This is a genomic window from Devosia sp. A449, from assembly GCF_054489375.1.
Window position 1 is genome coordinate 638243 of record NZ_JBTMWU010000003.1, and the last position, 14141, is coordinate 652383.

The window sequence follows — 14141 nt, forward strand, 5'->3', positions numbered from 1 at the left end:
GGGTGGGATGGTGCTCACCCGTGGGTTTACGCCACCTGGGCGAAGCGTTCGTCGAAGGCGTAGCCGGCGCCGCGGACGGTGCGGATCGGGTCGGTGTCCTTGCCGCGATTGATGGCGCGGCGGAGGCGGCCGATATGCACGTCGACGGTGCGCTCATCAACATAGACGTCATTGCCCCAGACGCCATCGAGCAATTGTTCACGCGAATAGACGCGGCCGGGGTGGCGCATCAGATATTCGAGCAGGCGATATTCGGTGGGGCCGAGATGGACGTCGCGGCTGGCGCGGCGGACGCGGTGGGTGGTGCGGTCGAGTTCGAGATCACCAACCTTGAGCGCAGCAGTAACCAGATTGGGATTGGCGCGGCGCAACAGCGCGTGGATGCGGGCCATCAGTTCGGGGACCGAGAAGGGCTTGACCACATAGTCGTCGGCCCCGGTGGCGAGGCCCCGGACGCGCTCTTCTTCCTCGCCGCGGGCGGTGAGCATGATGATCGGCACGCGGGCGGTTTCCTCGCGGGCGCGGAAGCGTCGGCACAGTTCGATGCCGGAGATTTCGGGCAGCATCCAATCGAGCAGGATCAGGTCGGGCAGCTTGTCCTGGACCGCCTGCTGGGCCTCGTCGCCGGTTTCGGCGGTGACGACGGCAAAGCCTTCGGCTTCCAGATTATAGCGCAGCAGGATGGCGATATCGCCTTCGTCTTCGACAACGAGAATGGTGGCGGGCATGGGGGGCTCCCCTTGGGCCGGCGCGCCGGCGTTCGATTTGTATCTCCCTCCCCCTTGAGGGGAGGGCTGGGGAGGGGGTGGTTTGGCGGGTCACTGATGGACCCCCACCCCCGACCCCTCCCCTCAAGGGGGAGGGGAGGAAAGGCCGATCAGGCCTTGAGCTGGGTGCGTTGCAGTTCCTGGACTTCGCTGGTGAGCTGCTTGCCGGTCTGCAGGTAATAGGCGCGCTCGGCGATGTTGGTGGCGTGGTCGCCGATGCGTTCGAGGTTTTTGGCGCAGAACAGCAGATGGGTGCAGGGCGTGATGTTGCGCGGGTCTTCCATCATGTAGGTCAGCAGCTCACGGAACAAAGACGTGTGCATGGCATCGACCTCGTCGTCGCGGTTGCACACTTCGATGGCGGCGGCGGCGTCGCGGCTGGCATAGGCGTCCAGCGCATCCTTGATCTGGCGCAGCACCAAGGCCGTCATGTTCTTGACGCCGTTATAGAAGCTGGGCTGCAGATTGAGGCCTTCGAGCTTGAGCGAGCGGCGGGCCAACTGCTTGGCCATGTCGCCGACGCGTTCGAGGTCATTGGCGACGTGGATGGAAGTGATGATGGCGCGCAGGTCGGACGCCATGGGCTGGCGGCGGGCGATCATCGAGACGGCCATTTCGTCGATCTGGCGCTGCATGTCGTCAATGCGCTGATCGGCGATGATGGTGAGGTCGGCCAGCTCGCGGTCGAGCTTGAGCAGGGCCTTGGTGCCGTTCTCGATGGCGACTTCAACCTGGCCGCCCATCTCGGCGATGGATTGGGCCAGTTGCGTCAGCTCGTCGCTATAGGCGGTAACGATATGGTCGGTGCCAGTCGGGGACATGGGTAATTCCTCTTAGGGCGCGGGCGTTAGCCGATGCGGCCCATGATGTAATCCTGGGTCTGCTTGTTGACCGGATTGGTGAAGATGTCTTCGGTGACGCCTTCCTCGATCAGATTGCCCAGATGGAAGAACGCGGTCTTCTGGCTGACGCGGGCGGCCTGCTGCATCGAGTGGGTGACGATGACGATGGTGTAGTTTTCGCGCAGCTCGTCGATCAGCTCTTCGATGATGGCGGTGGCGATGGGGTCCAGGGCCGAGCAGGGCTCGTCCATCAGGATGACTTCGGGACCGACGGCAATGGCGCGGGCGATGCAGAGACGCTGCTGCTGGCCACCGGACAGACCGGTGCCGGGCTCGTTGAGGCGATCCTTGACCTCGTTGAACAGGCCCGCCTTGCGCAGCGAGTTGACGACGATTTCGTCGAGGTCGGTCTTGGAGCGGGCGAGGCCGTGGATTTTGGGGCCGTAGGCGACGTTTTCGTAGATCGACTTGGGGAAGGGATTGGGCTTCTGGAACACCATGCCGATGCGGGCGCGCAGTTCGACCACGTCGAGGCTGGGATCGTAAATGTCTTCGCCGTCGAGCTTGATGACGCCGCCGACCTTGGCGCCGTCAATGGTGTCGTTCATGCGGTTGATGCAGCGCAGGAAGGTGGACTTGCCGCAGCCGGAGGGGCCGATGAAGGAGGTGACGGCGCGGTCGGGAATGTCGATCGAAATGCCGAACAGGGCCTGCTTGGCACCGTAATGCACGGTGACGTCGCGGGCGGTGAGGCGGATCGGGCGGTCGAGGGCGTCGATGGGGTTCATTGCGCTATTCACTGATTGCTGGGTCATCTTAACCGTGCTGGCGACCATATCCATTTGGGATGTCCTTTAGCTAGGCGCGCTTTTCGAGGCGCGAGCGCAGGTAGATGGCAACGCCGTTGAGGCAGATCATCACGGCAAGCAGGACCATGATGGCGGCGGCGGTGCGGGGTTCGAAGAAATTGCGGTTTTCATTGCCCTGCCAGAGGTAAATCTGCACCGGCAAGGCAGTGGCCTGATCGAAGGGGGTCATCGGCACCTGGGCGACGAAGGCCTTCATGCCGATCAGCAGCAGCGGCGCGGTTTCGCCCAAAGCATGGGCGACGCCGAGAATGGTGGCGGTCAGGATCGAGGGGAAGGTGACCGGCAGCACGTGATGGAACACCATCTGGGTCTTGGAGGCACCCATGCCGAGCGCAGCCTGGCGCAGAGCCGGGGAGACGCCAAGCAGCGCGCCGCGCGTGGCGATGATGATGGTGGGCAGCGTCATCAAAGTGAGCACCAGACCGCCGACGATGGGGGCGGAGATCGGCAGATGCATCCAGTTGATGAACACGGCGGCGCCGAGCAGGCCGAAGACGATGGAGGGCACGGCGGCGAGGTTGTTGATATTGACCTCGATGAAATCGGTCAGCCGGGATTTGGGCGCGAATTCTTCGAGGTAGATGGCGCTGGCGACCCCGATGGGCACGGCCAGAACGATGACGATCAGCATCATCCACAGGGTGCCGACGAAAGCCCCAAGCAGGCCGGCGGAGGCAGGCGCGGCGCGGCTATCGACATTGGTGAAGATCGACCAGGCAAAGCCGTTGGAGACGGTGCCGTTTTCCTCAAAGATATCGATGAGGGCGCGGGCGGCCGGGGTGAGCTGCTGCTGGGCGTCGCCGAGCGAGCGGTCGATATTGCCCTTGATCCAGTTGGCGGCATTGGCCGAGGCGAGCAGGTCGACTTCGACGGTCTGGCCGAGCAAGGAGGGATCGGCGACGAACATCTCGCGCACTTGATGGCGGGCGTTGGTTTCGGCGATGGTGAGCAGGGCTTTGGTGTCGATCTCGTAGCCGGCGGGAGCAGCTTGGCGGAGGCTTGCCTCGATCACCTTGTTCCAGTTGAGCAGGGCCAGATCGCGCTGCCATTTGAGATTGGCGGCGCGGAAATCGGCGTCGGACTGGCCATCGACGCGGACCGGGGCGGGGTCGATATCGATGATTTCCGGATCATAGGTGATGGCGAGGTGCAGATTGGCCTGGGTGAAGGCCGGGATGCCTTTGCGCAGCACATCGGTGAACAGCAGGGCGACAAAGCCCAGCGCCAGAATGACGGCGGCAAGACCAAGGCCACGGAAAATGGCCTCGCTGCGGTGGCGGCGCTGCAGGCTGGCGCGAATGCGCTTGGTGCGTTCGGCGGAGGCAGCGGCGGTGGTGGCGAGCATGTCGGTCATGACTATTCGTACTGCTCCCGGAAGCGGCGGACGATGTAGAGGGCGACGATATTGAGGCCCAGCGTGATGACGAACAGCGTCAGGCCGAGGGCAAAGCCGACCAGCGATTGCGGTCCGGCGAAATCGGTATCGCCGGTGAGCTGATTGACGATGGAGACGGTGATGGTGGCGACCGGCTCGAAGGGGTTGCCGCGCAGCACCGGCGAATTGCCGGCGGCGAGCACCACGATCATGGTTTCGCCGACGGCGCGACTGACGGCCAGGAGGAACGCGCCGACAATGCCGGGCAGGGCAGCGGGCAGCAGCACATTGCGGATGGTTTCGGATTTGGTGGCGCCCAGGCCATAGGCGCCGTCGCGCAGGGTGCGCGGCACCTGATTGAGAATGTCATCGCTGAGCGAGGAGACGAAGGGGATGATCATCACCCCCATGACGATACCGGCGGTGAGAGCGCTGGTGGCGTTGATCGAGAGACCCATCAGATTGCCGGTGTCGCGCAGCATGGGACCGACGGTGGCCAGGGCGATGAAGCCGAAAACGATGGTGGGAATGCCGGCGAGGATTTCGATGGCCGGCTTGGCAAAGCTGCGCAGCCGGCGCGGGGCATATTGGCTGAGATAGATCGCGGCCATCAACCCGATCGGCACCGCCACCAGCATGGCGATGGCGGTAATCATCAGCGTGCCGACCAGCAGCGGCAGCAGGCCATAGCTGCCCCAATTGCCCGCCGAACCGGCATTGTTGGGGTTCCACACCGTGCCGAAGAAGAACTCGTGCGGGGGGATGAAGGTGAAGAATTTATAGGCCTCGGTGACCAGCGAGGCGACGATGCCCACCGTGGTCAGGATGGCGACGGCGGAACAGGCGAGCAGCGCCAGATTGATGATGCGCTCGACGGCATTGCGGGCACGCAGGCGGGCGGTGATGCGGCTGCGGGCATAGAGCAGCGCCACGACACCAGCCACGGCAGCGGCGCCGGTGACCAGGAGGAAACAAGTGAAATTGAAGCCGCGCAGCGCTTCGCCGGCGGCCTGCTCAAACGGCTGGATGGTGCCGGCGACGCCATAACCGGAGGCCAGCTGCTGGATGCGGATGATGGTGGTGTTCAGCCCGGTCTGGTCGAGCGCCTGCAGGGTGTCGACCGGAATCTGGGAGACGATGAAATCGCGGGTAATGCCGTCGCCGAGCCAGGCCCAGATGGCGACGATGAACAAAGCCGGCACCAGCGCCCAGATGGCGACATAGGAGCCGTGATATTGCGGGCGGGAGTGGATCTTGACGCCATCGGCGGTGGCCAGATTGCGACTGCGGGACCAGCCGGACTGGTAGGCCAGACCCAGCAGCACCAAGAGCAGGGCGGCAATGATCAGCGAATTCATCGATATGTGCCCCTGCTGAGGAAGAAATGGGCCGCGCCTGGTGGCGCGGCCCGGAAGTCGAGTTTACTGAGCGCCGGCGTCGAAGGCGGCGAGGACTTCAGCCGTGGCTTCGTCGGTCTGCGGGATCAGGCCAGCGGCTTCGAGCGTGCCACCGGCACCAGCCATCTGCTCGGACATGAAGAAGTGGACATATTCTTCAATGCCGGGGATCACGCCGATATGCTGGCCCTTGACGTAGAAGTACAGCGGACGGCTGACCGGATATTCGCCGGCAATGACGCTCTCATTGGAAGGCACCACGCCGTTGACGGTGGCAACCTTGAGGGTGTCCTTGTTCTGGTCATAGAAGCTGAGGCCGAACACGCCGACAGTGTCGGGGTTCGAGGTCAGGCGGGCCAGGGTTTCGGTGTAGTCGCCGGAGATTTCGATGACGACGTCCTGACGGAAAGTGGTCAGCGCGGCGGTCTTTTCTTCGGCGGTCAGGCTCTCGGGCAGGCCGGCTTCTTCGGCGCCAGCGTCGACAACTTCGAGCTGGAACACTTCACGAGTGCCGTGATTGGTGCCCGGGATGGCCAGCGAGATGGCCTGGTCGGGGAGCGACGCATCGATCTCGGACCAGCGGGTGTAGGGATTGTCGACCAGGGCGCCATCGACCGGAACCTTGGCGGCAATGGCCTTGTAAACCTGGACCGGGGTCAGGGCGAAATCGGGGCCATTGGCCGACGAGGCAAAGACGATGCCGTCATATCCGAACTGGATTTCGCGGATATCGGTGACGCCAGCGGCGATGCAGGCGTCGCGCTCGCTGTCCTTGATCGGGCGGGAGGCATTGGCGATGTCGATGGTGTTGTCGCCGGTGCCTTCGCAGAACTGCTTGAGACCGCCGCCCGTGCCGCCCGAACCGACGACCGGAGTCTTGAACTCGGGGAACACGGCGCCAAATTCTTCAGCCACGATGGAGGCGAAGGGCAGCACGGTGGACGAGCCGGCCACCTGGATGGTGTCGCGCGACTGGGCGAAGGCAGGCGTGGCGAAAGCGGCAAGTGCGATGACAGCGGCGCTGGCGAAAAGTGCAGGCTTCATGGGAATTTCCCTTTTCCGAATTCAGTTCAAACCTGGCGGGTTGATCCGGTGGTTCAGTCCCGGCACCGCCCTTTGACGCGGCGGACCATAGGAGCGGCACGCGACAGTTTTATTGCGGTTGCGTGACGGGTTTGTGACGGGCTAGCCCGTTGAATTTGAAGGGAAATTTCCGGAACAAGACGGGTTGGTGACGGCTTTGTGACGGTTGGATGTGACGGAAAAGGTGAGTCTTGGGGTGGTTTTTAGGGCTGGGATAGCGCCGCCGCTGCTTCACCACCCGGACAAGCCGGGTGGTGAAGCAGCAATCAATCCCAAGCGGGCGCGGTGGCCGGGTTGATGCGGCGGGCGCCGCGATCGACGGTAGCGATGAGGGCCATATCGGCGTCGGTCAGCGTTACCTGCTGGGCGGCGAAATTGCTGGCGAGGCGTTCGCGCTTGCTGGAGGCGGGAATGGCGGCGAGGCCGCGCGCCAGGGCAAAAGCAATGGCGAGCTGTTCGACCGTGCAATTCTTGGCGGCGGCCAGCTTCTCCAGCACGGGGTCGCCCTTGAGCGTGCCCTTGGCAATCGGCTGATAGGCAGTGACCGGAATGCCGGCGCTGTCGCAGAAATCCACCAGCTTGCGGTTTTGCAAATAGGGGTGGCATTCCACCTGATTGGTGGCGAGGACGCCCTTGCCCAAAATGGCCTCGGCCTGCTGCAGCAGGGCAATGGTGAAATTGGACACGCCGATGGTTTTGGTCAGGCCTAGCGCCTGCGCTTCGGCGAGCTGTTCCAGGTAGACCGGCTGCGGCACTGCATCATGCGGCGAAGGCCAGTGGATCAGGGTGAGATCGACAGCATCGACGCCGATGGTATCGAGGCTTTGGCGCAGCGACGGGATCAGCTTGCCGGCAGCAAAATTGGGCATGTCGATCTTGGTGGTGATGAAGATATCGGCGCGAGACAGGCCGGACTGGCGGATGGCTTCGCCGCATTCGCGCTCGGTATCGTAGCTCTGGGCGGTATCGATGTGGCGGTAACCGATTTCGAGCGCGGCCAGAATCGCGGCGGTGCCTTCGGGGCCACGGCGGCCATAGGTGCCCAGGCCCATCAAGGGCATGCCGAATGAAGTTTTGTGCATGAAAGCTCCGTGCGAAAATGGAAGGGATGGTTGGGCGGGGGCCGGCTCAGCGCAGCAAGGGGCGCACTTCGGCTTGGATCTTGCGCATCAGCGGCAGGAAATTGGCGATCATCTGCGAGGTCGAGGCGCGGGCTGATTGGGCGCCGATATTGAGGGCGGCGACGGTCTGGCCCTGGGCATTGAACAGCGGCACGGCGATGGAGCAGAGGCCGAGTTCGAGCTCTTCATCAATGACGGCAAAGCCCTGAGCAGCGACCACGGCCAGCTCGGTGATAAGCGCCGGTAGATCGGCCTTGGTCTTGGCGGTATAGGCGATCAGCTCGGAGCGGTTCAGCACCTCATGCGCCACAGCGGCGGGCAGGGCGGCGAGCAGAATGCGGCCCATCGAGGTGCAATAGGCGGGCAGGCGGGCGCCGGCCCCCAGATTGATCGACATCACCCGGCGATAGGAGGCGCGGGCGATATAGAGGATTTCGGTATTGTCGAGCACCGCCGCCGAGGAGCTTTCGTTGATCTGGCTGGACAGTTCTTCGAGGAAGGGCTGGATCAGCCGGGGCAGCGGCGTGGCGGCGAGATAGGAATGGCCCAGATTGAGCACGCGCGGGGTGAGGCGGAAGAATTTGCCGTCATAACTGGCATAGCCAAGATGGACCAGCGTGAGCAGACAGCGGCGGGCGGTGGCGCGTTCGAGCCCGGTGCGGTTGGCCACATCGGTGATTGACTGGCTGGCATGTTCCTCATCGAAGCACTCGATGACCGAGAGCCCCTTGACCAGACCATTGATAATATCGCCTTCGCGCATGCGGACCTCCGGTGATGCCGAGCTTATAGCAGAAAGGGCGCTGGGCGAACACTGGTCGCAAGGCGCACTGAGATGGCGCGGTGCGGCGGGGTGGAGGAGGCTCCAAAAAAGGGTGCGTCACGCGCGGCTCAATCGCGTGCGGTGCGACTTCCCTCTTGCCAGTCTGTGTCACCCTGCTAAAGACGCGAGCGGGGGCCTATAGCTCAATGGTTAGAGCCGACCGCTCATAACGGTCTGGTTCCAGGTTCGAGTCCTGGTGGGCCCACCAGTCTTCTTCTAAGTCTTTGCAATTCCTTAGCTATCGCCGTCTTTGGGGCTTGTACGCCCCGGAAATGCACAACATTGTGCATAACATGGACGACGAAGAAATGGCTCTGCCGACTCACGTGACGCGCCGAAATGGGGTTTTTCAGTACGTCCGCCGCGTACCAGAGGACCTATCGTACGCTTTTTCATCACCGCGAATTCAGCGATCCCTCAAAACCCGTGTGCCCAGTGAAGCCCGTTTACGCGCTGCGCAGGTTGATATTGAGATTGAACGGCAGTTTGCCGAAGCCCGTGCCAACAAGGGCATCATGGTTGCCGTTGCGATCAGTGAAGGCTGGAAGTGGCCGGATTGGGAGCAGTTCGCCGCTTGGTTCAAGGCGACGCTGGTCGAGGAGGATACCCAGGCCCGTCTGCGCAACCTCACGGGTCGGCAGCTAGCGCTCGCACGCCGAACGGGGCCTGCGGTCTGGCTGGATGACACAGTGCTGCGCGCGCGGCTCGATCTAAAAGAGGCCCTTTCGCGACTGACGGTGACTGAATACGGCACCGAACGCCTGAGCTTTGTTCAGCGCTATGCCCGGCAGGTAGGCGCCTCAGTGTCGTCGTCGCTGCCAAATTTCCAGCGGATTATGGGGGCGTGCTTTGCGGCCGAGCTAGAGGCGCTCGACGTCATGTTCGAGCGAGAAGCAGGGTGTTGGGTCGAGCATGTCCATCCCGATGCTGTACATGGCCCGTGGATTGCGAAACCGGTTGTACCGCCGCCGCTTGAGATTATTGCCAGGCCTGTTGGTGTTCCCGACGGTCAGGCAGGCATGAAGCTTGCAGGCCTTGTCGACACCTGGATTGAGGAACGGACACGGCTGCGGAAAAAGGTGGACCCGCACCTGGTCACCGATATGCGTAAGACCGTTGATCGCTTCTGCAAGCTGACCGGCCAGTCCGATATCGGACTGATTGAGCGGCGTCACGTCATTGAATTTCGTGACCACTTGGCAGACAAGGGCGGTTACAAGATGGCCACCGTCAACAAGAAATCTGGTTTCATTACGTCACTTTTGGCGCTTGCCGCCACTAAGGGATGGATCGGCAAGGCCATCGAAGGCGGCATCTTCATCGATATTCCTGCCGACGAAGATCAGCGCGAACCATATTCCTTGGATGAGCTAGGCAAGATTTTTGCTCATCCCATCTTTGTTGCCGGAAAACGGTTCCAGCAGGTAAAAGCTTGTGCCGAGCTGCAGTTTTGGTTGCCGCTGATTTCGGTAATGCACGGTCTGATCAGTTCAGAGGTCCTGCAATTAGGACCCGACACTATATGTCAGTATCCAGGTTCTGAAGTCTGGTGCTTCCGCGTCACCACGGCAGGCGGGCGATCAATCAAGACCTTCGCGCGGGAACGCTATGTCCCTATCCGCAAGGAGATTTTAGACCTGGGGCTCATGCAATTGGTTGACAGCGCCAGAAGCAATAACAACAAGAATTTGTGGTCGGTGATGGCGCTGCCGGACTGGACTATTTCGAAGGCATCGAATTACTTCTCCGACTTCTGGAGCCGGAGCCAAGCCAAGGAGTTCGGTGTCGAGAATGAGGATACCAGCCTGTATTCGCTCCGACACTCCTTCAAGGATGCACTGGACCGGGCGAAGGCTCCGCTCGAGGTCAAGCAGGCACTGCTGGGGCACGCCGATCCTGGCACCACCGGCCGCTACGGGTCCAAAAAGCAGCCGCGCCAAGTCAACATCAAGGTTTTGAGCAGGGCAGTTCAAAAGCTCGAATGGGCTTTTTTGAAGGGCGTCACCTTCTGAGTCTGCGAGGGACTGAAAGACGGATCACGATACGTGTATCCCAATTTCAAATTTGGCCCTCGCTCTATTTTTCCCTCGGAGCCGGGATGCAATTGTCCTGGTTTCCGGGGCTTTCAGCCCAAAATCTTCTGACTTGCGCCTTTTGGTAGTTTGACACCTGCTAGGCCGGGTGGTTAAGCCCTGCGATGCCATACGGGCCGGCTAAGTTCAGTGTTTGAGTGGATTTTGGCGCTGCGTTTGATCGTATGGAGTGCCCCGATACGGGCGTATCCCGGCTTTCGGGCAGACTCATGCCATGACACCCGCTTCTCGTGGAAGACAAGGCGGTCGAAGTTATAGGCCAGATTGGCCAAGGTCAGTTGGCCTCACCGAGCTAGTAGAACCTGCTTGGCCACTTCATTGGTCCGAAGGACAGTCGATAGGCCGCGTGTTAAAACTGTCCGAATTTTGGCCCAGGCACAGTCATGTTGGCCCGACCGACGTCCCAGCCGCGCGACCGGTGCGTTGGACGGACCATGGCTACCAGCGCGGCATCTACCGCCGGTGGAGTGCGGTTGGCCATGCCGCGCCATGCGCGCCGGGCGGGGGCATAGTGGGACTGGGCGGTGCCAGCGCTGGCGTGGCCCATGATGACGGCAATTTCTCCCGGCGTCATGTCCATGGCAGCCAGGTTGGCCCGGGATTGGTGCCGGACCGTGTAGGCCGCGATCTTGCGGGACCGTCCGCCGACGTCTTTCCGCGCCAGCCGGATGGCGCGTTGGCACCGGCGCAGGAGTTTTGGTGTCGTTGCGCCATTACTGCGCTCGGCAGCGATCATGTCGGCAATGACTTGCAATTCGGCAATCTCTCGGGGCTCATAGTCATCGATCGGGACGGTTCGTGCCGCCTGCAGGCCGCGCCGATTGGATAGCGAATACTTGGCGGAGCGGACCCAGAAGCGGCCTCTAGGATCCCGCTTGATGGTCAGGAACTCGCCCGGCCGCGTCGCCAGATTGACGCCATGCTCCAGCATGGCCGCGGCGATCTGGCGGATGGGGGTGGGGTCGATCAATAAGACCGAAGCGATGGCGGCGATCTGTTCGGGCCGCGCCGACTTGGCCCGTCCGGCAGACGTGCGTGCCTGCCTCGGCTTCTGCTTGCGCGGTGCAGGCTGTTGGGCCCGGAGCAGGGCGTCGATCTCTTCGATCTCGTCGGGAATGATGCTGCCATCGTCCCAGCGATCGCGCAGGTTCTGACGAATGGTAGCATGGTATTGCTTGAGGGTGTTCGCTGCATATTGCCAGGCCCGTTCGCTGAGGTCGGTGGCAAGACTATGGGCATCGGCGGCCATGCGGGGTTTCTGCTTGCAGAGGGTGCGGATCATGCCAGCAAAACGGGTGCGATAGCGCGCCTCGGTCTGATCGGTCCGCGTTTGGATATAGCCACCGGCATCGGGGCGGCGCAGGCATTCGGGATAGGTTTCGATAGCGGTCATTTCTGCCTCGGCGGCTATGTTACAGTGCTGCGACTGTAACCGCTGGTTTAGCAAGGCAGACTATGGTTTCGACAGCGGGGCTGATGAGCCAACGAACAGTTTAGGCTCACGGCGAGGCGGGCCTCACAATGAGCGGGACTGCCGTCGATCTGGAACGGGCATTTTGGTCGGTGACCACACCACATCCAGGCTATCGTCGGCGACCAGCAAGCCGACATTGCCCAAGTCAAGATCGTGGACACATTTCATGGCCGGCTCAATGCCCGCTCCATCGGACAGTGTGATCCAAAATGCGGAAGCGAAGCTGGCTTCGGTGGCCCAGGACACGAAGCGCCGGCGCATGGCCTCGTTATCGACCTTGCCGGGCACCAGCAGGCAATCGTAAGCGATCTCGCCATCCCGGCTGAGGAAGTCTGGCTTGAAGTAAGGATGGTAGGGGGCAGGGTCGAGAATGGCGTTCTCGCCATACTGGTGCCTCAGCAGAAGGCCGACCCGCGCGCGAAAGGTGCGGGCTGCTAGTTTTCCGGCCGCCTTCGGCGTGGTGTGCCGGGCTCGGGTGGTTTCGTATTGCGTGAGCAACGCCGCATAAGTTGGCCAGGACACCCGGTGCAAGAGCGCCTCCACTTGCTTCCGGTCAGCCTCCCATATCCGGCCGAGGATTTCGCCATGGGAAAAGGACAGGCTCCCCAGCCGAACCGCATATTGCGGCCAAAATTGTGCCACGTCCTCGAGCAGGGCCAGGGCTTTGGTCATGCGGCGCAGGTGATTGGCGGAATATCCGGATATGGCTTCGACCGCCCGTATCCAGGGCTGGCCGTCCGGCGCCAGCGGCGCGCTGGATTCCAGTTGTAGCAGCCGTGCCGCGACGCTCCGCCAGGACAGGGCCTTTTTGCGAGCACCGGACAAGGGGGCAAGCGGGTTCATGGCAGCCGGGTTGGTAAAGTCACGTTAGTCGTATATCATACGATTCGTGAGCTGAAAGGTTCAATCGTGCCTAGTCCCCAGGAAACCAGACCCATTCGCCTGCCGGCATCATTCAAGCGCTTCATCCTGCTGGTCGCCGCATCCAAGGGCGGGGCGGGCAAGAGTACCATCACCATCCATCTCGCGGTGGCCGCTCACCTGGCCGGCATCAGAACCATCATCCTGGATACCGATATCGAGGATGAGCAGCAGTCCTGTGCCTGGTGGGCAGAGGTCCGGACCAAGGCGGAGCCCATGGTCAAGAAGGTCGCGCCATCGCACATCGTGCGGGCGCTGGCCTGGGCTGAGCGGCAAGGCTTTGAATGCATCATAGTCGACACGCCCGGTCGGGACATGGTGGCCATCAAGACTGTGCTGGACCGGGCTGATTTCATGCTGACCCCAAGTCAGCCTTCACCGCTTGACTTGAAGGCGACGAAACCAATCCGCCGGCTCTGGGGCGTATCCCAGACGCCAGGGGCGATCGTCCTTAATGGTGTCGTCAGGGCAACGCAGCCGAGGACCCAAATCTATCTCGATCGCTATGCCGCGCTGGGCCAGGTGCTGCCTGCCGTCGTCGGGCGGCGAGTCCAATATATCGATGCCATAGAGCAGGGCCTTGGCGTCTCGGAACATAAGCCCGGCGAAATCGGTGATCGGGAAATATGCCGGCTGCTTGCGGCGATCTTTGCCGAGGCCGAGCGGCGGAGGGGGGATAATGGCTGACATGCCCGACGGCCAGGACCCGAAAACCGAGCCGGCTCTCGCATCCTCCACCGCTTGGGATGTGCGGGAGACCCGAATCCGGTTGCCGGGAAAGGTTGTTCACGAGCTCAAGCGTATCGCCGATGCGACGGGGATAACGATGAATGCGCTGATTGCCGCTTATATTGACGCTGGGCTCAAGGCGGGCGGCCGCCCATGCATCGATGATCTGGCGCCGTGGTTCACCGATTACCTCCGCCGCAAGGGTGGTCGCGGTAGCCGTGGCGATCGTCCTGGTGGTGATGACGACGACTTCACCTGACGCGGTCGCCATGGCTTGACGCCTTCTGATTCATCAGCACCTTTTTCCGTGGGTCCGTGGGTCCGTGGGTCCGTGGGTCCGTGGGTCCGTGGGTCCGTGGGTCCGTGGGTCCGTGGGTCCGTGGGTCCGTGGGTCCGTGGGTCCGTGGGTCCGTGCCGAGATGAACTAGATGCGGGGATGCCGTCCATACCTGGAACCGGCAATCATGGCCGCGCGGTACGACGTTGCCGATGAAATCTGGGTCTTTATGGTCGTCGAGGAAGCTCTCTGCGTCAGCCAGCCGCCGCGTTCGGCGTGACCGGCACGGCACCGAAACAGTTATCCACGCGCATGCAAGGGCGGTGATGTCACCGAAGCGATCATCAGCCAGGCGCAGGAATTGCAGTCC

General features: G+C 62.2%; 13 protein-coding genes and 1 tRNA gene. 4 read left to right on the top strand and 10 right to left on the bottom strand.

Features of this window, described 5'->3' with window-relative positions:
- Positions 1 to 26 precede the first annotated feature (26 nt).
- From phoB to ACX3OW_RS12380, 8 genes are all read right to left on the bottom strand, one after another.
- Entirely contained in the window at positions 27 to 728 is a 702-nt protein-coding gene (phoB, locus tag ACX3OW_RS12345) for a phosphate regulon transcriptional regulator PhoB (protein WP_459096063.1), read from the bottom strand.
- A 149-nt stretch (positions 729 to 877) separates the two neighbouring features.
- Positions 878 to 1588, bottom strand: a complete 711-nt coding sequence (gene phoU / locus ACX3OW_RS12350) for a phosphate signaling complex protein PhoU (protein ID WP_459096064.1) — start codon at positions 1586 to 1588, stop codon at positions 878 to 880.
- A 26-nt stretch (positions 1589 to 1614) separates the two neighbouring features.
- Complete coding sequence (gene pstB, locus ACX3OW_RS12355) at positions 1615 to 2397, bottom strand: phosphate ABC transporter ATP-binding protein PstB (protein WP_459096108.1); 783 nt, start codon at positions 2395 to 2397, stop codon at positions 1615 to 1617.
- Positions 2398 to 2467: 70 nt separating this feature from the next.
- Positions 2468 to 3832 carry a phosphate ABC transporter permease PstA gene (gene pstA / locus ACX3OW_RS12360; RefSeq protein WP_459096065.1) on the bottom strand — a complete coding sequence of 455 codons (1365 nt, stop codon included), beginning with the start codon at positions 3830 to 3832 and terminating at the stop codon, positions 2468 to 2470.
- Between the two features lie 2 nt (positions 3833 to 3834).
- Positions 3835 to 5211, bottom strand: a complete 1377-nt coding sequence (gene pstC, locus ACX3OW_RS12365) for a phosphate ABC transporter permease subunit PstC (protein ID WP_459096066.1) — start codon at positions 5209 to 5211, stop codon at positions 3835 to 3837.
- A gap of 63 nt (positions 5212 to 5274) precedes the next feature.
- The gene (locus ACX3OW_RS12370) at positions 5275 to 6294 is read right to left on the bottom strand and encodes a substrate-binding domain-containing protein (protein WP_459096067.1); all 1020 of its coding nucleotides are present in this window, start codon (positions 6292 to 6294) and stop codon (positions 5275 to 5277) included.
- Between the two features lie 305 nt (positions 6295 to 6599).
- A complete protein-coding gene (locus tag ACX3OW_RS12375) occupies positions 6600 to 7415 on the bottom strand; it encodes an aldo/keto reductase (RefSeq protein WP_459096068.1) in 816 nt (271 codons plus the stop codon).
- Positions 7416 to 7461: 46 nt separating this feature from the next.
- Positions 7462 to 8217 (bottom strand): IclR family transcriptional regulator domain-containing protein, encoded by a 756-nt coding sequence (locus ACX3OW_RS12380; protein WP_459096069.1) that lies wholly within the window; start codon positions 8215 to 8217, stop codon positions 7462 to 7464.
- Positions 8218 to 8409: 192 nt separating this feature from the next.
- Here ACX3OW_RS12380 and ACX3OW_RS12385 point away from each other — a divergent pair.
- Both ACX3OW_RS12385 and ACX3OW_RS12390 read left to right on the top strand, forming a co-directional pair.
- Positions 8410 to 8485: transfer RNA gene (locus tag ACX3OW_RS12385), tRNA-Ile, on the top strand.
- A gap of 85 nt (positions 8486 to 8570) precedes the next feature.
- Positions 8571 to 10289 carry a DUF6538 domain-containing protein gene (locus ACX3OW_RS12390; RefSeq protein WP_459096070.1) on the top strand — a complete coding sequence of 573 codons (1719 nt, stop codon included), beginning with the start codon at positions 8571 to 8573 and terminating at the stop codon, positions 10287 to 10289.
- Positions 10290 to 10719: 430 nt separating this feature from the next.
- Here the strand turns inward: ACX3OW_RS12390 and ACX3OW_RS12395 are convergent, their stop codons facing one another.
- Positions 10720 to 11763, bottom strand: coding sequence for a hypothetical protein (locus ACX3OW_RS12395; protein WP_459096071.1), 1044 nt, complete (start codon positions 11761 to 11763; stop codon positions 10720 to 10722).
- A 123-nt stretch (positions 11764 to 11886) separates the two neighbouring features.
- Positions 11887 to 12687, bottom strand: a complete 801-nt coding sequence (locus ACX3OW_RS12400) for a hypothetical protein (protein ID WP_459096072.1) — start codon at positions 12685 to 12687, stop codon at positions 11887 to 11889.
- Positions 12688 to 12753: 66 nt separating this feature from the next.
- On the opposite strand from ACX3OW_RS12400, the gene ACX3OW_RS12405 reads away from it, so the two are divergent.
- Positions 12754 to 13452, top strand: coding sequence for a division plane positioning ATPase MipZ (locus ACX3OW_RS12405; protein ID WP_459096073.1), 699 nt, complete (start codon positions 12754 to 12756; stop codon positions 13450 to 13452).
- Positions 13445 to 13753 (top strand): hypothetical protein, encoded by a 309-nt coding sequence (locus ACX3OW_RS12410; RefSeq protein WP_459096074.1) that lies wholly within the window; start codon positions 13445 to 13447, stop codon positions 13751 to 13753. The genes ACX3OW_RS12405 and ACX3OW_RS12410 overlap by 8 nt, the downstream gene beginning before the upstream one ends.
- Positions 13754 to 14141 lie beyond the last annotated feature (388 nt).

Bases quoted from the DNA above. Each gene is read 5' to 3' on its own strand.
- phoB (WP_459096063.1), bottom strand. From the start codon at position 728: ATGCCCGCCACCATTCTCGTTGTCGAAGACGAAGGCGATATCGCCATC.
- phoU (WP_459096064.1), bottom strand. From the start codon at position 1,588: ATGTCCCCGACTGGCACCGACCATATCGTTACCGCCTATAGCGACGAG.
- pstB (WP_459096108.1), bottom strand. From the start codon at position 2,397: ATGAACCCCATCGACGCCCTCGACCGCCCGATCCGCCTCACCGCCCGC.
- pstA (WP_459096065.1), bottom strand. From the start codon at position 3,832: ATGACCGACATGCTCGCCACCACCGCCGCTGCCTCCGCCGAACGCACC.
- pstC (WP_459096066.1), bottom strand. From the start codon at position 5,211: ATGAATTCGCTGATCATTGCCGCCCTGCTCTTGGTGCTGCTGGGTCTG.
- ACX3OW_RS12370 (WP_459096067.1), bottom strand. From the start codon at position 6,294: ATGAAGCCTGCACTTTTCGCCAGCGCCGCTGTCATCGCACTTGCCGCT.
- ACX3OW_RS12375 (WP_459096068.1), bottom strand. From the start codon at position 7,415: ATGCACAAAACTTCATTCGGCATGCCCTTGATGGGCCTGGGCACCTAT.
- ACX3OW_RS12380 (WP_459096069.1), bottom strand. From the start codon at position 8,217: ATGCGCGAAGGCGATATTATCAATGGTCTGGTCAAGGGGCTCTCGGTC.
- ACX3OW_RS12390 (WP_459096070.1), top strand. From the start codon at position 8,571: ATGGACGACGAAGAAATGGCTCTGCCGACTCACGTGACGCGCCGAAAT.
- ACX3OW_RS12395 (WP_459096071.1), bottom strand. From the start codon at position 11,763: ATGACCGCTATCGAAACCTATCCCGAATGCCTGCGCCGCCCCGATGCC.
- ACX3OW_RS12400 (WP_459096072.1), bottom strand. From the start codon at position 12,687: ATGAACCCGCTTGCCCCCTTGTCCGGTGCTCGCAAAAAGGCCCTGTCC.
- ACX3OW_RS12410 (WP_459096074.1), top strand. From the start codon at position 13,445: ATGGCTGACATGCCCGACGGCCAGGACCCGAAAACCGAGCCGGCTCTC.